This is a genomic window from Rhizobium sp. BK491 (assembly GCF_014194925.1).
GTDB lineage: Bacteria > Pseudomonadota > Alphaproteobacteria > Rhizobiales > Rhizobiaceae > Rhizobium.
This window is the reverse complement of the sequence record NZ_JACIAR010000001.1, coordinates 1,366,867-1,390,448: the sequence shown is the minus strand read 5'-3', so window position 1 is coordinate 1,390,448 and position 23,582 is coordinate 1,366,867. Positions and strand designations below refer to the sequence as shown.

General features: G+C 60.4%; 22 protein-coding genes and 1 other RNA gene. 6 read left to right on the top strand and 17 right to left on the bottom strand.

What is annotated here, in order from left to right; translation table 11 throughout:
* The first annotated feature begins 3 nt into the window (after nucleotides 1–3).
* On the top strand, nucleotides 4–1,035 hold the full coding sequence (locus FHX05_RS06965; RefSeq protein ID WP_112335091.1) for a peptidoglycan -binding protein: 1,032 nt from the start codon (nucleotides 4–6) through the stop codon (nucleotides 1,033–1,035).
* Between the two features lie 4 nt (nucleotides 1,036–1,039).
* Here the strand turns inward: FHX05_RS06965 and FHX05_RS06960 are convergent, their stop codons facing one another.
* From FHX05_RS06960 to FHX05_RS06945, 4 genes are all read right to left on the bottom strand, one after another.
* Entirely contained in the window at nucleotides 1,040–2,287 is a 1,248-nt protein-coding gene (locus tag FHX05_RS06960; RefSeq protein ID WP_183871067.1) for a DUF6596 domain-containing protein, read from the bottom strand.
* Between the two features lie 5 nt (nucleotides 2,288–2,292).
* Entirely contained in the window at nucleotides 2,293–2,631 is a 339-nt protein-coding gene (locus FHX05_RS06955) for a YciI family protein (protein WP_112335089.1), read from the bottom strand.
* A gap of 248 nt (nucleotides 2,632–2,879) precedes the next feature.
* Complete coding sequence (locus tag FHX05_RS06950) at nucleotides 2,880–3,068, bottom strand: YegP family protein (RefSeq protein ID WP_015341032.1); 189 nt, start codon at nucleotides 3,066–3,068, stop codon at nucleotides 2,880–2,882.
* Nucleotides 3,069–3,169: 101 nt separating this feature from the next.
* Nucleotides 3,170–4,972, bottom strand: coding sequence for an ABC transporter transmembrane domain-containing protein (locus FHX05_RS06945; RefSeq protein ID WP_183871066.1), 1,803 nt, complete (start codon nucleotides 4,970–4,972; stop codon nucleotides 3,170–3,172).
* A gap of 192 nt (nucleotides 4,973–5,164) precedes the next feature.
* Between FHX05_RS06945 and rpmE the strand changes: the two genes are divergently transcribed.
* Nucleotides 5,165–5,386: a 50S ribosomal protein L31 gene (gene rpmE / locus FHX05_RS06940; protein WP_015341030.1), complete on the top strand. Its 222-nt coding sequence runs from the start codon at nucleotides 5,165–5,167 to the stop codon at nucleotides 5,384–5,386.
* A gap of 74 nt (nucleotides 5,387–5,460) precedes the next feature.
* On the opposite strand, the gene FHX05_RS06935 is transcribed toward rpmE, so the two are convergent.
* From FHX05_RS06935 to FHX05_RS06920, 4 genes are all read right to left on the bottom strand, one after another.
* Entirely contained in the window at nucleotides 5,461–7,398 is a 1,938-nt protein-coding gene (locus tag FHX05_RS06935) for a TetM/TetW/TetO/TetS family tetracycline resistance ribosomal protection protein (protein ID WP_183871065.1), read from the bottom strand.
* 276 nt (nucleotides 7,399–7,674) lie between these two features.
* A complete protein-coding gene (locus tag FHX05_RS06930; RefSeq protein WP_069611865.1) occupies nucleotides 7,675–8,190 on the bottom strand; it encodes a DUF1465 family protein in 516 nt (171 codons plus the stop codon).
* A gap of 384 nt (nucleotides 8,191–8,574) precedes the next feature.
* Nucleotides 8,575–8,766, bottom strand: a complete 192-nt coding sequence (locus FHX05_RS06925) for a DUF1192 domain-containing protein (protein WP_112335086.1) — start codon at nucleotides 8,764–8,766, stop codon at nucleotides 8,575–8,577.
* Nucleotides 8,767–8,794: 28 nt separating this feature from the next.
* Entirely contained in the window at nucleotides 8,795–10,069 is a 1,275-nt protein-coding gene (locus tag FHX05_RS06920; protein ID WP_112335085.1) for an MFS transporter, read from the bottom strand.
* Nucleotides 10,070–10,293: 224 nt separating this feature from the next.
* Here FHX05_RS06920 and FHX05_RS06915 point away from each other — a divergent pair, with 224 nt between their 5' ends.
* On the top strand, nucleotides 10,294–10,455 hold the full coding sequence (locus FHX05_RS06915) for a hypothetical protein (RefSeq protein ID WP_015341025.1): 162 nt from the start codon (nucleotides 10,294–10,296) through the stop codon (nucleotides 10,453–10,455).
* A 48-nt stretch (nucleotides 10,456–10,503) separates the two neighbouring features.
* Here FHX05_RS06915 and FHX05_RS06910 read toward each other — a convergent pair whose 3' ends face one another.
* The 7 genes from FHX05_RS06910 to tkt all read right to left on the bottom strand — a co-directional run bounded on the left by FHX05_RS06910 (nucleotide 10,504) and on the right by tkt (nucleotide 20,232).
* Nucleotides 10,504–11,421 (bottom strand): PhzF family phenazine biosynthesis protein, encoded by a 918-nt coding sequence (locus FHX05_RS06910; protein ID WP_183871064.1) that lies wholly within the window; start codon nucleotides 11,419–11,421, stop codon nucleotides 10,504–10,506.
* Nucleotides 11,422–11,558: 137 nt separating this feature from the next.
* On the bottom strand, nucleotides 11,559–12,821 hold the full coding sequence (locus tag FHX05_RS06905) for a serine hydrolase (protein WP_183871063.1): 1,263 nt from the start codon (nucleotides 12,819–12,821) through the stop codon (nucleotides 11,559–11,561).
* Between the two features lie 225 nt (nucleotides 12,822–13,046).
* Nucleotides 13,047–14,249, bottom strand: coding sequence for a phosphoglycerate kinase (locus FHX05_RS06900; RefSeq protein WP_183871062.1), 1,203 nt, complete (start codon nucleotides 14,247–14,249; stop codon nucleotides 13,047–13,049).
* A 174-nt stretch (nucleotides 14,250–14,423) separates the two neighbouring features.
* Nucleotides 14,424–16,274, bottom strand: a complete 1,851-nt coding sequence (locus tag FHX05_RS06895; protein ID WP_183714662.1) for a potassium/proton antiporter — start codon at nucleotides 16,272–16,274, stop codon at nucleotides 14,424–14,426.
* A 314-nt stretch (nucleotides 16,275–16,588) separates the two neighbouring features.
* The gene (locus tag FHX05_RS06890; RefSeq protein WP_183871061.1) at nucleotides 16,589–17,173 is read right to left on the bottom strand and encodes a putative glycolipid-binding domain-containing protein; all 585 of its coding nucleotides are present in this window, start codon (nucleotides 17,171–17,173) and stop codon (nucleotides 16,589–16,591) included.
* 2 nt (nucleotides 17,174–17,175) lie between these two features.
* Nucleotides 17,176–18,186 (bottom strand): type I glyceraldehyde-3-phosphate dehydrogenase, encoded by a 1,011-nt coding sequence (gene gap / locus FHX05_RS06885; protein WP_112609522.1) that lies wholly within the window; start codon nucleotides 18,184–18,186, stop codon nucleotides 17,176–17,178.
* Nucleotides 18,187–18,249: 63 nt separating this feature from the next.
* Nucleotides 18,250–20,232: a transketolase gene (tkt, locus tag FHX05_RS06880; RefSeq protein WP_112609520.1), complete on the bottom strand. Its 1,983-nt coding sequence runs from the start codon at nucleotides 20,230–20,232 to the stop codon at nucleotides 18,250–18,252.
* Nucleotides 20,233–20,631: 399 nt separating this feature from the next.
* Here tkt and FHX05_RS06875 point away from each other — a divergent pair, with 399 nt between their 5' ends.
* The 3 genes from FHX05_RS06875 to ssrS all read left to right on the top strand — a co-directional run bounded on the left by FHX05_RS06875 (nucleotide 20,632) and on the right by ssrS (nucleotide 21,654).
* Nucleotides 20,632–20,907: a DUF4164 domain-containing protein gene (locus FHX05_RS06875; protein WP_015341018.1), complete on the top strand. Its 276-nt coding sequence runs from the start codon at nucleotides 20,632–20,634 to the stop codon at nucleotides 20,905–20,907.
* A gap of 47 nt (nucleotides 20,908–20,954) precedes the next feature.
* Entirely contained in the window at nucleotides 20,955–21,332 is a 378-nt protein-coding gene (locus FHX05_RS06870) for a cell division protein ZapA (RefSeq protein ID WP_015341017.1), read from the top strand.
* A 163-nt stretch (nucleotides 21,333–21,495) separates the two neighbouring features.
* Nucleotides 21,496–21,654, top strand: a non-coding RNA gene (ssrS, locus tag FHX05_RS06865) — 6S RNA.
* Nucleotides 21,655–21,988: 334 nt separating this feature from the next.
* Here the strand turns inward: ssrS and FHX05_RS06860 are convergent.
* A complete protein-coding gene (locus FHX05_RS06860; protein WP_183871060.1) occupies nucleotides 21,989–22,705 on the bottom strand; it encodes an SDR family oxidoreductase in 717 nt (238 codons plus the stop codon).
* 45 nt (nucleotides 22,706–22,750) lie between these two features.
* A complete protein-coding gene (locus tag FHX05_RS06855) occupies nucleotides 22,751–23,569 on the bottom strand; it encodes an SDR family NAD(P)-dependent oxidoreductase (protein WP_183871059.1) in 819 nt (272 codons plus the stop codon).
* Nucleotides 23,570–23,582 lie beyond the last annotated feature (13 nt).

Here is a 23,582-nt window from a genome sequence, read left to right as displayed (position 1 = left end):
GCCATGGCGCTCGCCCGCAACCGACGCCACCAGAGAAGCGTCGACTATTGGCCCGGCTTCGTCGATGCGCTGTCCACGCTGCTCATGGCGATCATGTTCCTGCTGACGGTATTCGTCGTTGGCCAATTCATCCTCAGCCGCGAAATTTCCGGGCGCGACGAAGTGCTCAATCGCCTCAACAGCCGCATCAACGATCTGGTGCAGCAGCTGGCACTGGAAAAAAGCGGCAAACAGGATCTGGAGGATGCTGTCGCCAATCTTCAGGCATCGCTATCCTCGGCGGAGACTGAGCGCTCGCGGCTGCAAGACCTTCTCGCAGCAGGCTCCGGCAGCAGCCAGGCTGCGGAAAAGCGGGCTGGATCGCTTTCGCAGGAGCTTGACGATCAGAAGCAGGTGAGCGCACGGGCGATGAGCCAGGTCGATCTCCTCAATCAGCAGATTGCCGCCCTGCGCAACCAGATCGCCGCTATCGAAGCTGCCCTTCAGGCATCAGAAGCCAAGGATCAGTCATCGCAGGTGAAGATTGCCGATCTCGGCCGGCGGCTGAACGTGGCGCTGGCACAGCGCGTACAGGAACTGAACCGGTATCGTTCCGACTTCTTCGGCCGCTTGCGCGAAATCCTTTCGGATCGGGATAATATCCGCATCGTCGGCGACCGCTTCGTGTTCCAGTCCGAGGTGCTTTTCCCGTCCGGCGCTGCCGATCTCAATCCGGCGGGCCAGGCGGAGATGACCAAGCTTGCCACAGCTCTCATCGACCTTTCCAAGGAAATTCCGCCCGAGATCAATTGGGTACTGCGCGTCGATGGCCACACCGATAATGTGCCGCTTTCGGGCAATGGCCGCTATCCGGACAACTGGGCGCTGTCATCGGCGCGCGCTATCGCAGTCGTCAAGTTTCTGATCTCGCAGGGTGTGCCCGCCGACAGGCTCGTCGCTGCCGGCTTCGGCGAATTCCAGCCGATTGCACCGGGCGATACGCCGGATGCTCGCGCCACCAACCGCCGCATCGAACTGAAACTGACGGAGAAGTAATCGATCATCGCTCCGGCGATGCGATGCCATCGAGGCGTGCCTGCAGGAATTGCCGCAGGGCTTCGCTGTCACTGAGGCCGATCGCGATCCGATAGGCATTGGAGGCGCTTTCCGTATCTCCGGCTTCGGCCAGGAGATGGGCGCGCACGGCCCAATAGGGCTGATAGTTGACGATTTCGCGTTCGGCTATCCGGTCAAGGAGAGCCAACCCCGCAGCGGGACCTTCCACTTTGCCCGTCACCGCGGCATAGCTGACGCGGGCGCCGACGGTCGGTTTCATCATAACGAGCGCCTGATAAAGCTTGGCCAGAGCTGCCCAGTCAGTGATGCCCGAACGTCGCCGGTCGGCATGCACGGACTGGATCGCAGCCTGACACTGGAAGGGGCCGAAGCGCCCGAATGCACCCGCCTTTTGTAACAGATTGTCGGCTTCCGCGATCATTTCGACGTCCCAAAGGGCCATGTCCTGCTGGTCGAGAGGGACATATCGTCCATTCGCGTTGCGTCGCGCTTCACGACGGGATTGGCTGTAGAGCATCAGCGACAACAAGCCTGCCGCCTCCGGTTCCTCGGGCAGGGTCGCAAGCAGCGTGCGGCCGAGCCAGATGGCTTCATCCGCTAAAGATCTTTGCTTGCCGATCTCTCCGTCGACACCGTCCCAGCCGAGGCCATAGGCGGCATATATCGCCGAGAGCACGCTTTCCAATCGGTCCGGCAGTGCGGACCGCTCCGGAGCGATGAAGGGAATATGTGCGTCGCGGATCTTGATTTTTGCCCGTACCAGCCGCTGGCTCATGGCTTGCGGCGAAACGAGGAAGGCCTTGGCTATGGTTGCTGCATCGACGGCGAGCACGGATTGCAGCATCAGCGGGGTGTGAGCCGAGCGATCCAGAGCCGGATGGGCGCAGACGAAAAGGAGCTTCAGGCGCTCATCCGGAAAGGTGGAATTGTCGGCATTCATGCGTTCTTCCGCTTCTTCGAAGGCCATTATGATCCTGTCGCGCGCTCCGGCCCTGACGTTCTCGTGCCTGACACGGCGAAGGAGGTTACGCTTGGCTGCAACCAGCAGCCAGGCCTCCGGATTGTCGGGAATGCCGCGTTCCGGCCAGGTGCTCAACGCTGCCGCGATCGCATCCGACAAAGCATCCTCGGCCGCCGGCACGTCGCGGAAGCGCGCGGCGAGAAAGGCGATCAGCTTGCCATAGGATTGACGCGCCGTTTGCTCGGCGGCGCGTCCGGCATCCAACTCCATGATGGCTACATCTGCAATCGCGGTCGTATCTCGACCGAACCTTGCTGGGAGATCGGTACGCGCAGCGCCCATTCCAGCGCGGCATCGAGATCCGGCACATCGATCAGGTAGAAGCCGCCAAGCTGCTCCTTACCTTCAGGGAAGGGACCGTCCTTTACTTCATGGTCCTCGCCCTGGCGACGGACAACCGTTGCCGTCTCCGGCGCCGTCAATCCCGCGCCTCCCGTCATGATGCCGGCCTGGACAAGCGCCTGGGTGTAGGCGATCCAGCCGTTCTTATAGGTCGGATCGGCGCGACGCCCAAAATCCTCGGCTGATTCACGGATGATCAAAGCATATTGCATGAGATGGGTCTCCCATTTGCAGTTTTGACGATGGCCGGACGGCGTACCCCGAAAGCTGAATGCCGGAATATACAACACCGCTGGCAAAACGGCTTCCTGCCGCTTCGACATAATGAGCCGCAGGCCTGAGTGAATTCGACACTCGCGAAAAGATTTCTTGAAATTCGCCGCAGAAAAATCAAAACGACCGGCATGCCCAAAGGGCAGCCGGCTGTTAATGGCTTTGCAGCAAGTGCGTGACGCGAAAATTATGCGGTGGCGGTGGTCTGGTCGTCGATGACGGCGCCGCCAACGTGAGCCTTGATCGATTCGATAGCATGCAGGGCCGAGGCCTTCGCCTTATAGCCTTCCGAACCGAACATGGTTTCGCCGTTCGAGGCCTTGAAGCGGAAGCGAAACTCGCCGGCCTTGTCCTTGTAGACTTCAAATTTATACATGGTGCACGTCTCCTAGAATCGCGTCAGCGCGGGATAACGCCGAAAATCTAGCTCAACTTTGAAACTATTTCCACAAGGTTGTATTTGAGACGACTTGCCCGCTATTTCGCGACGAGCATGTGGTCCTCGATGCCGGCATCGAATTGCAGGCGCGCAAGCTTGGCGTAGATGCCGCCGTGACGGATCAGGCTCTGGTGCGTACCTTCCTCGACGATGCGGCCCTGATCCAGCACCAGAATGCGGTCGGCCTTGAGCACGGTCGCCAGGCGATGGGCGATGACGAGGGTCGTGCGCGCCTCCATCAAGCCCTCCAGCGCCTTCTGAACAAGGGTCTCGCTTTCGGCATCGAGCGCAGAGGTCGCTTCATCGAGCAGCAGGATAGGCGCGTTCTTCAAGATGGCGCGGGCGATGGCGACACGTTGGCGCTGGCCGCCGGAAAGGGTGACGCCGCGCTCGCCGACCTGCGTATCATAGCCCATTTCGAGGCGCGAAATGAACTCGTCGGCCTGCGCGGCAATCGCGGCGGCTCGCACTTCATCGCGCGAGGCGCCCGGGCGGCCGAAGGCGATATTGTCATGGATGGAGGCGGCGAAGATCGTCGTATCCTGAGGGACGATGGCGATGCGTTCGCGCAGCGCATCCGGCAGTACGTCGCGTGCATCGACACCATCCAGGGCAACGCGGCCCTTCTGCGGATCGTAGAAGCGCAGCAGCAGCGAAAAGATGGTGCTCTTGCCTGCACCCGATGCGCCGACGATTGCGACCGTCTCCCCCGGCTTCACGGAGAAGGAGAGCCCATGCAGTGCCGATCTGTTCGGTCGTGACGGGTAAAAGAAATGGACGTCGGAAAATTCCACTCGGCCCTGCGGCGGCTGTGGCAAGGGCAGGGAATTGGCCGGGGCGGCAATGGGTGAGACTTCTGCAAGGAGCTCGCCCAGGCGATCGGCAGCACCTGCGGCCTGGGAGAGCTCGCCCCAGACTTCCGACAGCGAGCCGAGCGAGGAGCCGGCGATGACGGAATAGAGCAGGAACTGGCCGAGCGTGCCGGCCGACATCGTGCCGGCGAGAACATTCTGCGCACCGACCCAGAGAACCGCGACGATGCTGCCGAAAACCATGGCGATGGCGAAGCCCGTCAGCAGCGAACGGGATTTGATCGCCGCGCGCGCCGCCTGATAGGCATCCTCGACGGCGCTGCCATAGCGCTGAGCGGCGGCGTTCTCGCCATTATAGGCCTGGATGGTGCGGTTGGCCGCGATGGTCTCGTTGGCATAGGCCGACGCCTGCGCCAGCGTCTCCTGCGCGGCCCGCGAGCGCTTGCGTACGGAACGGCCGAAACTGACCAGCGGCAGGACGATGATCGGGATCGCGATCAGGACGATGCTGGAGAGTTTCGGGCTGGTGACGATCATCATGATCACGGCGCCAAGACAGAGGATCAGGTTGCGCAGCGCGACCGAGGCCGTGGCGCCGACCGCGGACTTGATCTGCGTGGTATCTGCCGTCAGCCGCGAGACGATCTCGCCCGATTGATTGACATCGAAGAAGGAGGGCGACAGCCGCGTCACGTGATCGAAGACCTCGCGGCGCATGTCGGAGACGATGCGCTCGCCGATGGAGATGACGAAATAATAGCGCAGCGCGCTCGCAGCCGCGAGCAGCAGCGCCATGATCATGATCGCTACGAAATAACTGTCGATCAGAGCGCGGTCGGCTTGATCGAAGCCGTGATCGATCATGCGGCGGACGGCGACTGGCAAAGCAAGCGAGGTAACGGCAGCGATGACGAGCGATATGATTGCCCCGGCCACCATGCCTCGATATCGCCTGAGGTATGGCGTCAGTCGTCCGAGAGGACGGATTGAACGGGTTTTCTTTTCCTCAGCCTGGCCAGTTTCTGACAAGTCGTCTCCAATCCCCATATCAGCAAGGGACTCGGCGTTTCGCCCCTTGTTATCGCCGCTGCCTTCATGTATAGGCACGCCATCTTAATTGGAAGCCGTGGCCTTTAACGGACTGCGGCTTCATTTATTCAATCGGTTCGGTTGCCGCAATGCCTTGCGACAAATGGACCCTGGCATGACAGGAAGATTGTTATGAAGGCCAACATTCATCCCGACTATCACACCATCAAGGTAGTCATGACCGACGGTACCGAATATGAAACCCGCTCGACCTGGGGTTCTGAAGGCGCTGTCATGAACCTCGAAATCGATTCCAAGTCCCATCCGGCTTGGACCGGCGGCAACCAGCAGCTGATGGACCGTGCCGGCCGTGTTTCGAAGTTCAACAAGCGCTTCGGCGGTCTCGGCATCTAATCGCATTGCGATTTGCCGCTTGAAAAGAGCCCGGTTTTGCCGGGCTTTTTTGCGTTGATACGGAGCCTCGTTCCTCATCGCACGCGCCGCAGGTAATCCGCACGGTCGAACGGATTTACGGCTGCGCGCTCCCGTACACGGTGCGGACCCGATAGTGGTGCATAGTGATCGAAGGCGTGCTCCAGGACGCCGGCTCCGCCCGATAATCCCGGCAATTGTCTTTGGATTGTCTGGATCATCGATGATGCCACCGTGCCTTCCAGCCGGGCCAGTCCCTCGTCGATCAGCGATTTTCTCATCGATGCGCCGGATTTTGCGAGCAGGCTGTGCACACCAGCCAAAGCCGTTGCCGGTATCTCGACGTGAAAATGCTCGATGGGTTCGCAGAGGATCGTTTGTGCCGATGAAAGCGCTGATGCAAGCACCAATGGCGTCAGTTTGCGGAAATCCACCGCAGTGCTCGCCGGCGAGGTCTGTCGAGCCGCCGTCATGGCGACATGGCAGTCGATGATCTGCCAGCCGAAAAGACCTTCCTTGAGTGTTTCGAACGTGGCTTCCTCGACTGCCCGGTAGAAGCTTGCGGGCATCTGGCCGACATCTACTTCCAGGGCAAAGCTGTTGCCGGCGCCTTCCGGTCGCGGCTCGACGCGCAAGCCGACTGTTGCGAGAAACGGATTGGGCTCCTTGAATATGTGCTCAACCGCGCTTCCCGTTCCCGCCAGCCTTTCGACATAGACGACGGTGCTTTCCTCGAAAGCTATATCCAAGCCGAATTCCGTGGAGAGCGTTGCCTGGATGACCTCCTTCTGCACTTCGCCATAGAGTGAGACGTATATCTCGCCGGTTTCCTCGTTGGAGCGCAGGTTGATGAGCGGATCCTGTTCTGCAAGTTGCGCCAGAGCCAGCCAGAGCGCTGCATTTTCCGAAGGGCGCATCGGGCGGATGCGGGTTTCCAAAGTGGGCGGCGCGAAGTGGCAAAGCGTGCCTGGCCGGCTTTCGATGCCGATCCAATCGCCGATACGGGCGTTCGGAAGACCGCCGACCTTGGCGATCTGTCCGGCGCTGATCTGCGCGACCTTTTCCGCCTTGCCATCCCGGAAGAGCTGGAGGCTGCTGATCTTTGCCGGGCCGTTCGTGGTTTCGATATCGTCGCGAAGGCCGATCGTGCCAGACGCCAGATAGAGATAGGCGAGCTTCTCGCCACCCCATCCGCGTTCGATCTTGAAGATCGTCCCGGAAACCGGACCGTCATGGTTCGGCTGACGGCTGGGCAGCAAAGCCTGGACCGCCGAAATCAGGGTAGGGATGCCGAGGCCCCGTGTCGCCGCGCCGGCGAACGCCGGATGAATCAGAGACTTCCTCACCTGATCGACAAGGGCTTGCTCCAGCCTCTGCCGTGTCAGGCGCTCGGGAGCTAGAACATAATCCTCCAGGAAGAGCTCGTCGTTGACCGAAAGGGCTTCGCAGACGCGCGAGAAATGCGGATCGCTTCCGAGATCGGCGGTTTCCACCGTGGCGAGCCTGCTACCGGCATCATGGACGATCGACATCGCAATGGGGCGAACCGCCAGCTGGCTCGCAATATCCTGAAGCACCTCATCATAGCGGGCGCCGAGGCGGTCGACCTTGTTGATGAAGAAGATGAAAGGGATGCTGAGGCGGCGCAATGCCCTGACGAGCACGCGGGTCTGCGATTGCACGCCCTCGACAGCCGATACGACGACCACGGCCGCATCGAGCAGCTGCAGCACCCGTTCGATCTCGGCAATGAAGTCCGGATGTCCCGGCGTGTCGATGAGGTTCACCGTGACGTCACCGACGGTGAACGAGACCACCGCGGCGGCAATGGTGATACCGCGCTGTCTTTCGAGTTCGAGGCTATCTGTCTGCGTGCTGCCGGCGTCGACGCTGCCGAGCTTGTCGATTATGCCGGTATCAAAAAGGAGTCGCTCCGTGAGGCTAGTCTTGCCCGCGTCTACATGGGCGAGGATGCCCAGATTCAATGTGCGCATGGTTCATCATCTTCTCAGAATTTCGGATTTGAATTTCGTGAGAAGTGAGTCGGCGCATTGGGTCCTCCACGCACATTCGATATCGGCTCGCCCACCCCTTGAGAGAGGCAGGCACTCTCTTTTTACAAAGGTTTCGCTGAGATCGTCAAGCTTTGCCCGCTTGCCACTTGCGGTTTAGCTCCCCGCGCACGGCTTTTCGGAAAGATGAATAACTGCTCAAAACAAAACCGGCCGCGCAGTGCGCGACCGGTTCGAATTCATAGTCGATGGTAGGGCTTAGTTGCCGCCGAATGCGGTCTGCAGCAGGGTCAGTTGTGCCTTGACGCTATTCTGGTTGTCCGGAACGATGGCCGCTTCCGTAGGACGATAGATCTCGCGATCGAGGATGGCGACGCGGTTCTGCAGGCGCAGCGAACGCTCGACGAGATCGCGGAAGGATTCCGGCAGGTCATTCCAGCCGGGTGCCGTGCGGTCGACGTTGAAGCCGTCGAGGCGAACCTTGTTCTTTTCGGCCAGCACCTGATCGCGCGACATTTCGCCATTGTTGACGGCGCGCTGGAGCAGCAGCCAGGAGGCCATCTGCATGAGACGGGTCGTCAGCCGCATAGATTCGGCGGCATAGAGTACGGAGGCCATGCGCGGCAGAACCTTGGAAGCGGCGCGGCCCTGGCCGTCGAGATAGCCGGCAGTTTCTTCGACCAGCGACATGCCTTCAGAATAGAGCGCCCTGAACTGCGCCGACGATGCGGCGTGGCCAGCAAAGCTGATCGTGTTCAATCCAAGTTCCGACATTGAATAAATCCCTGCTTCACGCAACACTTTTGTTCAGGAAAGGCCGGTCAAGTCCCTAAGAGCTTTCGGCATCCGCTTTTATGACTTTAAGATGGTTGTTTTAACTGAAATTCGCAAGGCGATTCTTAAGAAAGGGTTAATCTCCACAGTTTCGGCAAGGTCCGTGATACAGGACAAAAAAGAAGAGCCGCAAAAGCGGCTCTCAAGGTAAAACAGGGAGAAAAATCAGACCAATTCGCCAAGTGGAGGAACTGTCTGAGTCCAGAGCGAATCTGGATGGTCCTAGTAATATGTCGTAAAGCTTAATATTCAGTTGACCATGTCTTGATCCAGGACTGCGCCGCCCAAATTTTGTGCTGCGGCGATGCACCTTGGAACGATGTCTCAGAAGCGGAAAAGGCTATCCGCCGCCTTGCGGCCGGAGGTCTTGGTGGCGATTTCCTCTTCCAGCCGGGCGATCTCGCCCTGAAGCAATGCAACGCGGCTTTTCAGCTCATCGACCGATAGTAACGACAGGTCGCTGCCGATCTCGTGGGCGGACGGCTGCTTGGGACGATCATCATCGAATACGCTCATTTCGGCTCCTCCTTCCCTTCAAGAGGGATCAAGTGCCGTAATTTACAGTTATATCGTCCTTTTTTGAAGTCTCGCTCCGCGCGAGCGACATACTCTCCGGCGTGATCATCTGCGCGTTGGCCGACGGCATGGTCGTATAGGCATCGCGATCGCCTGCCGGCTTTGCGGCGCGCATGCGGCTGCGGAAGATCGAATAGGAGGTAATCAGCACGTGGGCGATGGCCGTGACGAAGAACAATGAATAGGGGCCGATGGAGGACATGACCGGGCCGCTCAACGTCGGGCCGATGATCGTGCCGATGCCGTAGAGCAGCAGCAGGCCGCCCGAAACCTTGACGAAATCCTCCGGCGCGGCGAAGTCGTTGGCATGGGCGACGGCGATCGGATAGAGCGTGTTGGCGACGGCGCCATAGATGACGACCATGCTGATGAGGAAAGCCGGGCTGCCCGGCTTCAACAGAAAGAGCAGCAGGCCGTCGAGGGCTGCGATCGCAGCCATGCCTGCGAGCACATAGCGGCGGTCGATGCGATCGGACAGGCGGCCGGCCGGCAGCTGCATGACGGCGCCGGCAAAGATGGTCGAACTCATCATCAGCGCGATATCGCTTTGGGAAAGGCCGGCCTTAGCGCCGAAGACGGCGCCGAGCGTGCCGTATGCGCCATTGGCGATGCCGACAAGTAGGATGCCGATCGAGGCAACCGGCGAATTGCGGTAGAGTGCCTTCAGATCGAGGCTGACGGCCTTCAGCGGCTGCGGCGAGGCGGCGGTCGACAGCGTGGTCGGCAGCATGGCGATACAATAGCAGATGCCACACACCATGAAGAGGATGGGCGTATGGACATCGGCAAAGGGCACCATCATCTGGCCGGCGACGGCGCCGATGAGGGTGATGCCGATATAGAGCGAGAAGATCGCGCCACGGCTTTCATTGGTGGCGCGTTCGTTGAGCCAGCTCTCGATGATCATAGAGGTGCCGGCCGTGCAGAAGCCGGTCACGGCACGCAGCGCCACCCACCAGATTGGGTCGACGATGATGCCGGTCAGAAGCGCGATAATGGCGATGACGGAGATGAAGCCCGAAAAGGCGCGCACATGGCCGATACGTCGGACCAGTTTCGGCGCCGTCAGGCAACCGAGCACGAAGCCCGTCGCCCACGTCGTGCCCAGCAGGCCGAGCGTCGTCGTCGCATAGCCTTCGGCCGTACCACGCACAGGCAGCAGCAGGCTGTGCAGGCCGTTGCCGGTAAACAGGAACAGCGTGCCGAACAGCAGAGCGAGTACCGGCAATATGTTTCTTTTCATGCTCCCCACCTTCACGCGGCTCCGTTTGGGAGCCGAAAGACAGGATCGCGCCCTGCCTGTATTCGCTATTGATTGTGTCCCGGATTGCCGCTATCGGCGTGTAGAAACAGTCTGTTGGCGCGGAAAAATGTCCGTCGTATGACGATTAGAGCATGATCGCGAAAGGCGTGCAGCGGTTTTTGGTCGCGGCTGCTCTCACTCTTGCATAAATGGGGAAAAATAGCGTGACAAAAGCCATAGCGGTGCTGCTCCTGCTCGCCATGGCGGTGCACATCATCAAGCCTTTGGGGCTGCCGGGCCTGAGGCGCAGGGCTGATTTCTGGAAGATCGCCCTCTTCGCCTTTGCCATCTGGACGGTGGCGCTCGTTATCAACGAGGTGTTTTAGGGCATTTCAGATCGGTTTCGGGGCTTCAGCTCCGGCGTGCGTCGCTTCCTATAGCCGGATCTCTCCGCGCATGACGAAGACGCTGCTGCCGGACAGCAAGACTTCATTTACCGTACCGGCAGATTTTTTGACGTCGACGCCGATGACGCTGCGTCTTCCCATTTCCACGCCCTGTTCAATGGTGATTTTTACCTCTGCATCCTGTGTAGGCAGCAGGGACGTGAGATAGGCGCCAATTGCGGCGGAGGCGCTGCCGGTCGCCGCGTCTTCCGTGACATTGTCGAGCGGCGCAAACATGCGGGCGCGGATAGCCCATGGATTTTCGGCGGAGCGTACGTAGAGAAAGAGCGAGAAACCGGTCTTGTCCTCTTTGTGCCGCACAGCTGCTTCGGCAAAAACGGCGGCATTCGGCCATGCTTTGCCAAGCGTTTCCAGGCTGTCCAGCTCGGCAAAGGCGAAAGGCAGGCCGACGGATGCGAAGGTCGGAGTATGGGTCGTATGGCGGATCGATTGCGGGTCGATCTGTACGCAGCGTGCAATGAGTTCGTCGGCAATCGTCTCGCCGACCGAAAGTCGGCCCGGCGCGCGAATGCTTGCGCCCGAGACCACGCCGTCGTTGCGCAACAACGTCACTTCCACAAGGCCGGCATCCTCTTCGAAAATCAGCGTGTCGCCCGTAGGCCTTCCGAAGATCGCCGGCTGCTGGCCGAGAACGAAGGCGGTGCCGACATTCGGGTGGCCAGCAAAGGGAATTTCTGATGTCGGCGTGAAGATGCGAACGCGCGCGGTGTGCTCGGCGTTTTCGGGCGGCAGCACGAAGGTCGTTTCCGAATAACCGAACTCGGCCGCTACCTTCTGCATGGCGTCGCTGCTGAGGCCACGCGCATCGGGGATGACCGCCAGTGGATTGCCGACAAAGCGTTCGGACGTGAAGACATCGACGGTGACATAGGCGATGGTGTTCATGGAGGCCCCCAGAGCTTTTGCAGATCTGCGAGGATTTAGCCGTTGCTCGGCGGATGCTGGAAGCGGGAACTTGTGCCGGTGACAACTTCACCAGCAGTGCATTAGCCGGAAAGTCGCGTCATGCAATGACGATCGCGTCAATTGTTCTGAAACTGCTTAAGCACGCTGGACCAGAGCTCGACAAGCTCCGCACTACCTGCATCGCCGGGCTTGGCACGGACCGCAGTGTGCACCAGGACCAGATGTGTTGCCGGATCGACGAGAATGCGCTGGCCGGCTCGTCCGTCCAGAAAGAACGTTCGGCGCGGACCGGGCATCAGCCAGGTCTGATAGCCGTAGCCCCAGGGGTTCGTCTCGTGATTGACAGCGAGGAACGAGCCCTGCTTTACCGGTTCCGTCGCATCCAATAGCCATTGACGCGGGATGATCTGCCGCCCGTTCAAGGCTCCGTCATGGGCGAGCAGCATGCCGAAGCGGGCATAGTCGCGAAGCGTCGCGCTGAAGCAGCAGTAGCCGACTTCCTGACCTGTTTTGTCGACCTGCCAGTTCGCGCTGGCTTCGGCGCCCATCGGCTGCCATATCCGGGTCTGAAGATAGTCCGCCATGCTCATATGGGTGGCGTGGGTCAGGATGAGGCTCAATCCTTCGGTATCGAGATTGCTGTAGTGCCAGACCGTATCGGGAGGCGCCACCCGCTTGTTGAAGCGGGATATGGCTGTGATGGGGTCGAGCTTTTCGGGGCCAAGCAGGGAATTGCTGAGGTGAACGTTGTCGTCGGGGTTGCCGAAGTTTTCGGTGAAGGCAATGCCGGAGGCCATGTGCAGCAATGCGCGGATCGGCGTAACGCCCATCTCCGTACCTTTCAGCTCCGGCACATAGGTCTCAACCGTATCGTTGATCGAACGGATGGCACCTTCGGAAATCGCAATTCCGATCATCATGCCGGTCAATGTCTTTGCCAGTGATTGCGAGACGAAGTGGTCGTGATCGGTGCGGCCGTATTGATAATGTTCGAACAGGATCGTGTCGTTGCGAGCAATCAGCAATCCCGTGGTGGGATTGGTATCGAGATATTTCGACAGGGAGGCGGTCTCAGCGCCGAATGTGAACTTCACCGAAATCTCGGACGGGGCGCGTAAGAGCTGTAACGGATGCTCGGCGGGGGCGATCGTGTGCGTTGGCGCAAGCTGATCGGCATGGGTGAAGTTGCCGATCATATTGCGTTGTTCGCTGAGCGGCAGACCGACGGGATAGCCGAGTTTCTCACCGTAAGCTTCCGCATCCGGTCCGGTCGGAGAAAACACAGGAACAGCTGCACGCACCTGTTGGGCTTGAGCAATATCTGTTTGAGCGACCAGGACTGCAGCAAGAACGGCGATAAAACTGCGCCAGGCCAGCATATGGCAACCCCTCTATTCGGCCCTTCATTATAATCGGACCTAGTGCCGCGCTTTTGTAACATCCGTTTGACACGGTTTGCTTTCCGATATCACAGCAAAGCTGATCTTGTCATTGTGGCATATGTAACTTGCCCTGTTCTGAACGTCGGACGTTATTGCCATAAAGCAAAAAGCCCCGGCCGCATCACGACCGGGGCTTTTCATTCGTTCGAATTGCCGGCTGATTTACTTGCCGGCCTGCAAAACGGCGACGCCGGGAAGGACCTTGCCTTCCATCCATTCGAGGAACGCGCCGCCCGCCGTCGAGACATAGGTGAAGTCGTCGGCAACGCCGGCGTGGTTCAGCGCCGAAACCGTGTCACCGCCGCCGGCGACCGAGGTCAGCTTGCCGGTCTTGGTGCATTCGGCGGCATATTTGGCTGCCGCGACCGTTGCTGCATCGAAAGGCGTGATTTCGAAGGCGCCGAGCGGGCCGTTCCAGACGAGCGTGGTGGCGCGGCCGATCCAGTTGTTGATCGCTTCGACCGATTTCGGGCCGACATCGAGTACCATGGCATCGGCGGGGATCGCTTCGATCGCGACGACTTCGTTTTCTGCGCCGGCCTTGAATTCGCGAGCGATGACGCCGTCTTCCGGCAGCACGATCGCGCAGCCGGCCGTTGCGGCTTCGATCATGATCTGCTTCGCGGTATCGGCGAGATCGTGTTCGCAGAGCGATTTGCCGACATTGGTGCCGCGCGCAGCGAGGAAGGTGTTGGCCATGCCGCCGCCGATGACAAGCGCATCAACCTTCTTCACCAGGTTCATCAGAAGGTCGATCTTGGTGGAAACCTTGGCGCCGCCGACGATGGCGACGACCGGGCGGACCGGATTGCCAAGGCCTTTTTCCAGGGCTTCAAGCTCTGCCTGCATCGTGCGGCCCGCATAGGCCGGCAGCAGGTGAGCGAGGCCTTCCGTGGAAGAGTGGGCGCGATGGGCAGCCGAGAAAGCGTCGTTGACGTAGATATCGCCATTGACGGCGAGCGCCTTGGTGAAGGCTGCGTCGTTCTTTTCCTCTTCCTTGTGGAAGCGGGTGTTTTCCAGCAGCAGGATGTCGCCATTGTTCATCTTGGCAACGGCGTCGGCAGCTGGGGTGCCGATGCAGTCGGAGGCAAAGAGAACGGCATGATCCAGAACTTCTTCGACCGTCGGGACGATAAGACCGAGCGAAAGGTCCGGGGAGGGGCCATCCTTCGGGCGGCCGAAGTGGGCAAGCAGAATGACCTTGGCGCCCTTTTCGGACAGTTCGAGAATCGTCGGGGCGACACGCTCGACGCGGGTCGCATCGGTGACCTTGCCATCCTTGACCGGCACGTTGAGGTCGACGCGCACCAGTACGCGCTTGCCGGAGATGTCGGTGAGATCGTCGAGAGTTTTGAAGGCTGCCATGGGAAGGATCCGATATTGTTGGTGGCGAAAAGCGCGCCGACCATACTACGGATGATCGGAGACGCAAGAACCGTTCGGCGTTTCATGGGATCGCCGAACGGTTCTATTTTCCTGGTTTTCGGCAATTCCGGACGGAAAGCCGTCATGCATTTTTCCGGGAACTGCTCAAGGCACTCAGGCGTCGTTTTTACCCGGTGTCGATTCGTCGGAAATAGCTTCATTCACGCGCTCGCGGCGCTTCTGCAGATAAGCCCGGATGCTCTTCAAAATATCATGGAGATTGATGAAGATCGGCATGATGACGGGCGGTTCCACCGCCTCGAGCGACATTCCGACGGATTGGATGTGATCGTTCTCGTCGAGATCGCGGACGATGAGGATAATCTCGCCGAGGCGTACGCGATCCGCATAGTCGGCCTTGCCACCGAGGCGATGGCGCATGAGCTCCGCTATGGTCAGCCCCTTCTCTTGTTCGCTCAGCAATCCTGGTCCATAGGCGGCGTCGAGATCGGCGGCGGGGCGCAGCGGCGATATCGAGAAGGCACCGAAGAATTCGGCATCCTCGGGATCGACCGGCGCGCGGCTGGCGAAGATGCGGTCGAGAAGGCGCGAATAATTGGGCGAGACGAAAAGATAGACGATATCGTTTTCGCGCAGGCGGCCGGCGTATTGATAGCGCATGGACTTGCCGTCGCGAACGATGAGCGACGGTGTCGCCCAACGCGGAATGCGTTCGCCGCGCAGGACCGGGCTGTCCTTCACGACGCGATAGGAGAGGAGTTCGTGGTTGACCGTGCCCGGCAGGTCGACTTCGACCTTGTCGATCGCGCCCATGCGCGGGGGAACGATGAGGCCGAGGCGGCGCGCCATGGGTTTGATGGTCCAGCCCTGTACGAGCAGCGACACCAGCACGACGATGAAGGCAACGTTGAAATAGGTTTGCCCCGCCTGGAGGCCGCCGAGGATCGGCATGATCGCGAGAAGAATGGAGACGGCGCCGCGCAGACCGACCCAGGCAACGAAGCCGGTTTCCCGCTGCGTATAGTCGAAGGGCAGCACGCAGAGCCACACGGCGATCGGCCGGGCAACGAAGATCAGGAACAGCGCCAGCGCCACGGCAGGGATGGCGATTGCCGGAAATTCCGATGGGGTGGCGAGCAGGCCGAGCACGAGGAACATGATGATCTGCGCCAGCCAGGTCATGCCATCCTGGAAACGCTTGATCGAGGCGGAGGCTGGCAGCTTGCGATTGCCGGCATAGATGCCTGCGACATAGACGGCCAGGAAGCCACTGCCGCCGACGGCGCCGGTAAACGAGAAGACGAGGAGCGCCAGGGCCAGCACGAAGATGGGCGTCAGGCCGCGATCCGTCTCCAGCCGGCTCACGATGAGGACGATCATCATGCCGCCGAGCAGGCCGAGTATGACACCCAGCCCCATCTGCTGGACGAAGGTGGCAAGCATGGCGAGGTTGATGCCGGCATAGCCTTCGCCGCTTGCCAGGAGCTCGACCAAGGCAAGTGTCAGGAAGATTGCCATCGGATCGTTGGTGCCGGATTCGACCTCCAGCGTCGAGCGCACCTTGTCACGGATATTGATGCCGCCGATGCGCAGCAGGAAGAAGACTGCCGCCGCATCCGTCGAGGCGACGATGGAGCCGAGCAGAAGACCCTGCAGCCAGGTGAAGCCGAGCAGCCAGGTGGCCGCGAGGCCAAACAATGCGGCCGTCACGATGACGCCGACGGAAGCGATTGTTAGCGCGGGTGCCGCAGCAAGCTTGAAGGCCTGGATCGGCGTGCCATAGCCGGAATCGAAAAGAATGATCGCAAGCGCCAGGGAGCCGAGGATATAGGCGAGATAATTGTTGGAGAATTCGATGCCGAGCCCGTCCGTCCCGGCGGCAAGGCCGATCATCAGGAAGAGCAGCAGCAAAGGCGCGCCGAAACGGAAGGCGAGGAGGCTGGAGAAGGCTGCAATGAGTATGAGAACCGTGCTGATGAGCACGATGATGTAAAATGCCTCCACCTTTTCCCCTTTCCGTGCGCCGCTGCTAGGGCCAAAGCCCCGAATGCCGGAAACCCCCAGTGTCCATCATGCCGCCGCGCCTGGCAAATTGGCAAACACGGAAATCGTTCGGAGCAGAGTTCAGACAATGAAACTCTTTCCGACGACCATATCGTCATAGTGTGATGCGCCTTGCCAGAACGGCAAAGCGGCGTGAAATAGCCTGGAAGACGTCCTGATTCAAAATTTACTGGTAAATCTGGACCATAGCAGGGCAGGGGGATGAAAAATCGAAATGTTTTTAAGAGGATGCACGAGCGCACATTAGCAGGCGCTCAGACGGTGACGCGCCTGAAATAGATCGGATAATCGATTACCAGCCCATCTTCGTCGACCGGAAGATCGACGGTGAAATCCCTGTCTTCGGCGGCATAGCGATAAAGTTTCCCTGGCACGATGCAGGTGTAATGTTGGCCGTCGCGCACCGGCTCGAAGGTGTCGAACGGGATATAGAGCATGGAGAGCTTGGCGGTTCCGTCTTGCGGTGTCATCTCCAGCCGGCGGATCGGCAGGCTGTTGGTGAAGGGCGAGCCGTGGAGATCGATATCGATGCAGCCGTCGAACTGCGGCAGGGCCACGCCATCCTCGGTACGCCAATGTCCCTTGCCGTCAGAGATCAGCGCGAGACGGCATCCGTCGGTGGTTTCGACCGAGAAGGAAAGAACGGCCCAGCCGGCGGAGCAATCGATACGGTAGGAGACGCCGTAGGGCGTGCCGCCGCGGCCACCAATAATAATGCCGGCGGCGCGGATAACCGCAGCGCCGGCATTGTCGATAGGAGCGATCGTGAGGTGCTCCAGCCCGTCTCCTTCCATGGGACGCCAGCGGACTGTCGTCGGAAGGAGCGGGCGGAAGGCCATGGTCAGATCAGCTTTGCGAAGGCAACGGCCGTGTCAGACATGCGGCTGGAGAAGCCCCACTCGTTGTCGTACCAGGACAGGACGCGCACGAAGTTCCCTTCCATGACCTTGGTCTGGTCGGTCGCGAAGATCGACGAGTGGCTGTCATGGTTGAAGTCGCGGGAAACCAGCGGCTCGTCGGTGTAGCCGAGGATGCCCTTCAGCTTGCCGTTCGATGCAGCCTTGATGGCTTCGTTGATTTCGCCGACCGTCGTTGCCTTCTTGGCCACGAACTTGAAGTCGACGACCGAGACGTTCGGCGTGGGAACGCGGATCGACGTGCCGTCGAGCTTGCCCTTGAGGTGCGGCAGAACGAGACCGACAGCCTTTGCGGCGCCCGTCGAGGTCGGGATCATGGACAGGGCTGCGGCGCGGGCGCGGTACAGGTCCTTGTGCATGGTGTCGAGCGTCGGCTGGTCACCGGTGTAGGAGTGGATCGTCGTCATGAAGCCATGGTCGATGCCGACGGCGTCGTCGAGAACCTTGACCACCGGCACCAGGCAGTTCGTGGTGCAGGATGCGTTGGAGATGACCAGGTGCTCCTTGGTGAGCTGGTCATGGTTGACGCCGAAAACGACTGTCAGGTCGGCACCGTCGGCAGGAGCCGAAACGATGACGCGCTTGGCACCGGCCGTCAGGTGAGCGGCAGCCTTGTCACGAGCGGTGAAGATGCCCGTGCATTCCATGGCGATGTCGACGCCGAGATCGCGGTGCGGCAGGGTTGCCGGGTCCTTGATCGCCGTGACCTTGATCGGCTTGCCGCCGCCCACGATGATCGAGTCGCCTTCGACCTTCACTTCGGCGGGGAATCTGCCGTGGATGGAATCGTAACGCAGCAGGTGAGCATTGGTCTCGACCGGGCCGAGGTCGTTGATGGCAACGACCTCGATGTCGGTACGGCCGGATTCGACGATTGCACGCAGGACGTTACGGCCGATGCGGCCAAAGCCGTTGATGGCTACTTTTACAGTCATGAATGTCACTCCCTTTCATTCAGGGTGTTTATCTATTGGATTTGAGAGCGCTTGTCAGCGCCCTCAGGAAAGCTTTGCCTCAGCGGCGGCGACAACAGCCTCGGTGGTGATGCCGAAGTGCTTGTAGACGTCCTTGTACGGAGCCGAAGCGCCAAAGCTCTTCATGCCGATAAAGGCGCCTTCCGGCCCGATGAAGGCATCCCAGCCTTCGCGAACGCCGGCTTCGACGGCAACCTTGACCGGCGAATTGCCGATGACTTCCTTGCGGTAGGCGTCCGGCTGCTCGAAGAAGAGTTCGGTGCAGGGAACGGAAACGACGCGCGTGGAAACGCCCTTGCCTTCCAGGACCGCGCGGGCAGCAACGGCGAGCTCAACTTCGGAGCCCGAAGCGAAGATCGTCACCTTGGCATCGGCATTGCCGGCCAAGGTGTAGGCGCCGAGTTCGCAGAGGTTCTTTTCGCTGTACTCGGTACGGGCGGCCAGCAGGTTCTGACGGGTCAGAGCAAGGCCGGACGGACGGTTGGTCGTCTTGATGGCGATTTGCCAGCATTCGGCCGTTTCCGTTGCGTCTGCCGGGCGGAAGAGCTGGAAGTTCGGGATAGCGCGCAGGCTGGCGACCTGCTCGACCGGCTGGTGGGTCGGGCCGTCTTCGCCGACGCCGATGGAATCATGCGTCAGGACGTGGATGGCGCGGATGCCCATCAGAGCGGCGAGGCGCAGCGGCGGACGGCAATAATCCGAGAAGATCAGGAAGCCGCCGCTATAGGGGATGAGACCGCCGTGGAGCGCGATGCCGTTCATGGCAGCAGCCATGCCGTGTTCGCGGATGCCCCAGTGCATGTAGCGGCCGGAGAAATCGGTCGGGGTGATCGACTTCATCTGGCTGGTCTTGGTATTGTTCGACGGCGTCAGGTCGGCGGAGCCGCCGAGCGTTTCCGGAATGAAGCCGTTGATGATTTCCAGCGCATCTTCCGATGCCTTGCGGGTTGCGAGTGTCGGCTTGGTTTCCGCGAGCTTCTTCTTGTAGTCGCTGATGGCGGCGTCGAAGCCGGCAGGCAGCTTGTGATCGAAGCGGCGGGTGAACTCTGCCTTCTTGGCCGGGTCGGCGGCAGCGAGGCGGCCTTCCCAGGCTTCACGGGTGCCGACGGAGCGTTCGCCGGCAGCGCGCCATTCGCCGAGGATGTCGTTCGGAATGACGAAGGGCTCATAAGGCCAGTTGAGCGCAACGCGGGTCGCGGCGATTTCCTCGGCGCCGAGCGGCGAGCCGTGGACCTTGTGGGTGCCCTGCTTGTTCGGAGCGCCGAAGCCGATGATCGTCTTGCAGGCGATCAGCGTCGGGCGGTCGGACTTGTGTGCGGCTTCGATGGCGGCGCTGATGGCGGCCTGGTCGTGGCCGTCGACTTCGATCGTATTCCAGTGAACGGCCTTAAAGCGCATGATCTGGTCGGTCGAGTCCGAAAGCGAGACGGCGCCGTCGATGGTGATGGAGTTGTTGTCCCAGAACAGGATCAGCTTGTTGAGCTTGAGGTGGCCGGCCAGCGCGATCGCTTCATGGCTGATACCTTCCATCAGGCAGCCGTCGCCGCACATGGCGTAGGTGTAGTGATCCTGAAGCTCGGCGCCGAACTCTTCGCGCAGCTTGCGCTCGGCGATCGCCATGCCGACAGCGTTGGCAATGCCCTGGCCGAGCGGGCCGGTGGTGGTTTCGATGCCGGTGGCGTGACCATATTCCGGATGGCCGGCGGTCTTGGAGCCGAGCTGGCGGAAGCGTGTGAGCTCATCGACCGTCATGTCCGGATAGCCGGTGAGGTAGAGAACCGAATAAAGCAGCATCGAGCCGTGGCCAGCCGACAGAACGAAACGGTCACGATCCGGCCAAAGCGGGTTCTTCGGGTCGAAGCGCAGATATTTGCTAAAGAGAACGGTGGCGACATCAGCCATCCCCATCGGCAAACCGGGGTGACCGGAATTGGCCTTCTCGACAGCATCCATGGCAAGGAAACGGATCGCATTTGCCATCCGGTCGTGTTGTTCGCGAGAGTTCATGGGTTTTTCCGCAGTGTTCCGGGTTCGGGGGATGGCCGCACGCTTGGGAGGGAGGCCATCGGTTAAAGGCGGGTGAAGTGAGGCGCTCTTCCGAACGCCATTTCCAACGTCGCCTCAGGCGGTCGAGACATAGCAGTTAGGGCGAGCAAGTCAACAAATCGAGGGCTCAATCCGACTCCCTTGCGGCAATTTTTTAACATTTGCCCGTTCACTTTTACAAAAGACGACAATCATGCGACAAGGCCTGTGCAGACGGCAAAGGCGGCATTCATCCACAGAATAGGGGCCCTGCCACATGACAGCCTTTATTGACGTGCTGTTGCCGAGTTGAATATTGTTGCGAAATCAGACAAGTGGCCGGATGTTTTGATTCGGGCCTTGCGCGGAGAAGCGAAGGGTATGACACCTTCAGGCAAAACGGTGGACGCGGCGCTCGCCCAGTTACGCCAGGCGCTTTCGACTTTGGAGAGTGCCGTCGACGGACGGTTCGAGCGGGAACGGGCGCAGAGCGATATAGAAGGCGAGGTCCGCAGGGTTCACGCCGACCGGTCGCGCCTTGCCCAGGAATTGGATCAGGCCGAGTTCCGGGCGAACCGGCTCGAAGAAGTCAATCGTGAAGTGTCGCGCCGGCTGGTTACGGCGATGGAAACCATAAGAGCCGTGCTGGACCGCTGATCCCTCGGGAGGCAGCCGTGCCGGAGCGGCAGTGATCGGAAAGTCGAATGGCGCAAGTAACGGTAACGATCGACGGCAAAGCCTACCGGATGGCCTGCGAAGAGGGGCAGGAAGACCATCTGACGGATCTTGCCAATCGCTTCGACCGCTATGTCCTGCATTTGAAGAGCCAGTTCGGTGAAATCGGCGATCTCAGGCTGACTGTCATGGCCGGGATCATGATCATGGACGAGGTATCGGAATTGACGCGACGGGTCTCCGCGCTGGAAGCCGAACTGGAGTCCCTGACCAGCAATCGTGATACGACGCTCGCTGCCAATGCCCGCGCGGAGGAAACGCTCGCCAGTGTGATCGACGAGGTGACGACACGCATCCACGGCATCACCGAGAAGCTCCTGGAGCGGCCGGGCATCGAGCAGGTCTAAAGCGCATCGCGAGCTTTCAGCCTCGCTTCTCTCGCTTTAGATTCGATTTTACGCATGTCGCGCAAAACCGCTGCTCACTTTTGCGCGATATGCTTTGAGTTATTTCTGCGGATGCCCGATGCGGCCCTCTGGTGCAGCGGCACAATTCGCTCTATATAGTTCAGGCGGTCTGCGCTTCCCGACAGGAACCACAATCCCTGGGGCCATACTCGATCCAAAGGGAGCTGTCCCTGACCAGGCCCGTGGGCCTGGACACACGGTGCCCACCTACGTTTGTAGGCACCCAGGATCGTAAACATCCATCGGTCGTCGTGGATCGCTCTTCAATTTTCCGGACGATTGCCAAGGAAAGCGCCGCGCAGTTCCATCGCCGCGCTGGCAACTTTCGTCCGCAGATAGACACCGCGTTCAAGTTCGGTGCGACTGCTCGCGCTGCCCAGCCGCGGCAGATCTTAGCGGGCAATCAAGTCCACCAGGCGCGCGACCGCCCTTCAGCCGCGCCCCGCTTCGAAGGTTCTTCAGCGGCTCAGTTTGATCCATCTGGTCGAAATCCGCGATATGGCGCTCAAGCTGATCGAAATCCTCACGCATTTGCGGGCGGGCGTTCAAAACAGCTGAGGACGCCATCGCCGCTGCCGGCTGGCGATGGCTGGAGATTATTGACCGAGGCGGATGCCGCCGTCACAAATCAGCGTGTGGCCGCTCGTAAAGCCGTTGCCGATCAGGAAGGCGATGGCTTCGGCTATTTCTTTGGGCTGGCCGACACGACCGACGGGTGTGCGCGCTGCGAAGCCGGCAAATGTCGGCTCTTTCTGATCTGCGCTCAGGAAGTCCCACCAGGGGGTGTCGACAACTCCCGGTGAAACGCAGTTCACCCGGATCGGCTTGAGCTCGACGGCGAGAATCGGCGCCAAGGCGGCAATGGCGGCATTGATGGCTCCGAGCCCTGCGGTTCCGGGCATCGCCGCCTGTGCCGATACGGCCGAGACGAAGGTGATGCTGCCTTGCTTCGACAGATAGGGTAGGCAGGCCTGGGCACAGGCGAAATGCGCCATCGTCTTCTGCTCGAAACCTTTCCTGACGTCGGCAAGATCGACCGTGGCGAAAGGTCCGGCGCCATTGCCGCCGCCCAATGCCAGGACGAGATGATCGAGAGGGCCGATTGCCTCAAAGGCTTCCGCAAGGCCCGCAAGGTCGGCGGCGTCAATGGCGACGGCAGTGAAATCGCCGTTCAGGCTTTGTGCGGCGTCCTGGAGTTTCGCCTTATCGCGGCCAGTGATCGTGACGCGATAGCCTTTTTCGAGAAGATGGGCGGCAGTCGCAAGACCGATACCGGAGGAGCCGCCGACAATAGCGACGTGTTGAGACCACATGGATGTCTCCTTTCTAGAGGCTGGGGAGAGGCAAGGAATAAGGTCTCAGACCAGGCCGGTAAGGCTTTGGCTGAGTGTTCGCAGGTTGCTGCGCGCAGTTGCGTCATAGGCTTGGGCAGAGGCGCGCGATGGGCGCAGTCCGTCGTAATAGAGGCCGGTGTGTCCTTCCAGAGCGGTGCCGGCGGCCAGATTGAGGATGGCATCGGCCCCTTGCTCGACCGTGCTTAGCGGCGCAACGCCTGCCTGGCGCACCATGGTCGTGTCCATATAGGTCGCCGGGTGCAGGCAGTTGGCGGTGACGCCGGAGTCGGCAAGCTCTTCGGCGAGATCGAAGGTGAACATGATCTGCGCCAGTTTGCTCTGGCAATAGGCGCGCACGCCGCTATAGCCGTGCGTCAACATGACATCGGAGAAGTCGATGGCCTGCTGGCCGACGGAAGATACATTGACGATGCGGGCGGGAGTGCTTGCCTTCAACAGAGGCAGGAGCCGGCGCGTCAGCAGGAAGCCGGCAAGATAATTCACCGCGAAGCGCAGCTCGTATCCGTCTCGGCTTACCTGGCGCCCTGTGCCGCCGCCACTGGTGCCGATGCCGGCATTGTTGATCAGAACATCGAGGCGATCGTAGTCGCGCTGGATGGCGTCGGCCAGAGTGCGGACCTCTTCCAGTGAGGAAAGGTCGGCGAGGTAATAGGTCGCTTTGCCGCCCTTGTCCTGAATGCGGGAGACCAGTTCTTCCGCGCGGGTCTTGTCACGGCCGTGAACGATCAGCCTAGCACCTGCCGCTGCCAGTCGTTCCGCAACCCTGCGCCCGACACCATCCGTCGAGCCTGTAATCAGAACTGTCTTGCCGCTCATATTCATAGCAACCGCCTTC

Bases quoted from the DNA above. Each gene is read 5' to 3' on its own strand.
- FHX05_RS06965 (WP_112335091.1), top strand. From the start codon at position 4: ATGGCGCTCGCCCGCAACCGACGCCACCAGAGAAGCGTCGACTATTGG.
- FHX05_RS06960 (WP_183871067.1), bottom strand. From the start codon at position 2,287: ATGGAGTTGGATGCCGGACGCGCCGCCGAGCAAACGGCGCGTCAATCC.
- FHX05_RS06955 (WP_112335089.1), bottom strand. From the start codon at position 2,631: ATGCAATATGCTTTGATCATCCGTGAATCAGCCGAGGATTTTGGGCGT.
- FHX05_RS06950 (WP_015341032.1), bottom strand. From the start codon at position 3,068: ATGTATAAATTTGAAGTCTACAAGGACAAGGCCGGCGAGTTTCGCTTC.
- rpmE (WP_015341030.1), top strand. From the start codon at position 5,165: ATGAAGGCCAACATTCATCCCGACTATCACACCATCAAGGTAGTCATG.
- FHX05_RS06935 (WP_183871065.1), bottom strand. From the start codon at position 7,398: ATGCGCACATTGAATCTGGGCATCCTCGCCCATGTAGACGCGGGCAAG.
- FHX05_RS06930 (WP_069611865.1), bottom strand. From the start codon at position 8,190: ATGTCGGAACTTGGATTGAACACGATCAGCTTTGCTGGCCACGCCGCA.
- FHX05_RS06925 (WP_112335086.1), bottom strand. From the start codon at position 8,766: ATGAGCGTATTCGATGATGATCGTCCCAAGCAGCCGTCCGCCCACGAG.
- FHX05_RS06920 (WP_112335085.1), bottom strand. From the start codon at position 10,069: ATGAAAAGAAACATATTGCCGGTACTCGCTCTGCTGTTCGGCACGCTG.
- FHX05_RS06910 (WP_183871064.1), bottom strand. From the start codon at position 11,421: ATGAACACCATCGCCTATGTCACCGTCGATGTCTTCACGTCCGAACGC.
- FHX05_RS06905 (WP_183871063.1), bottom strand. From the start codon at position 12,821: ATGCTGGCCTGGCGCAGTTTTATCGCCGTTCTTGCTGCAGTCCTGGTC.
- FHX05_RS06900 (WP_183871062.1), bottom strand. From the start codon at position 14,249: ATGGCAGCCTTCAAAACTCTCGACGATCTCACCGACATCTCCGGCAAG.
- FHX05_RS06890 (WP_183871061.1), bottom strand. From the start codon at position 17,173: ATGGCCTTCCGCCCGCTCCTTCCGACGACAGTCCGCTGGCGTCCCATG.
- gap (WP_112609522.1), bottom strand. From the start codon at position 18,186: ATGACTGTAAAAGTAGCCATCAACGGCTTTGGCCGCATCGGCCGTAAC.
- tkt (WP_112609520.1), bottom strand. From the start codon at position 20,232: ATGAACTCTCGCGAACAACACGACCGGATGGCAAATGCGATCCGTTTC.
- FHX05_RS06875 (WP_015341018.1), top strand. From the start codon at position 20,632: ATGACACCTTCAGGCAAAACGGTGGACGCGGCGCTCGCCCAGTTACGC.
- FHX05_RS06870 (WP_015341017.1), top strand. From the start codon at position 20,955: ATGGCGCAAGTAACGGTAACGATCGACGGCAAAGCCTACCGGATGGCC.
- FHX05_RS06860 (WP_183871060.1), bottom strand. From the start codon at position 22,705: ATGTGGTCTCAACACGTCGCTATTGTCGGCGGCTCCTCCGGTATCGGT.
- FHX05_RS06855 (WP_183871059.1), bottom strand. From the start codon at position 23,569: ATGAATATGAGCGGCAAGACAGTTCTGATTACAGGCTCGACGGATGGT.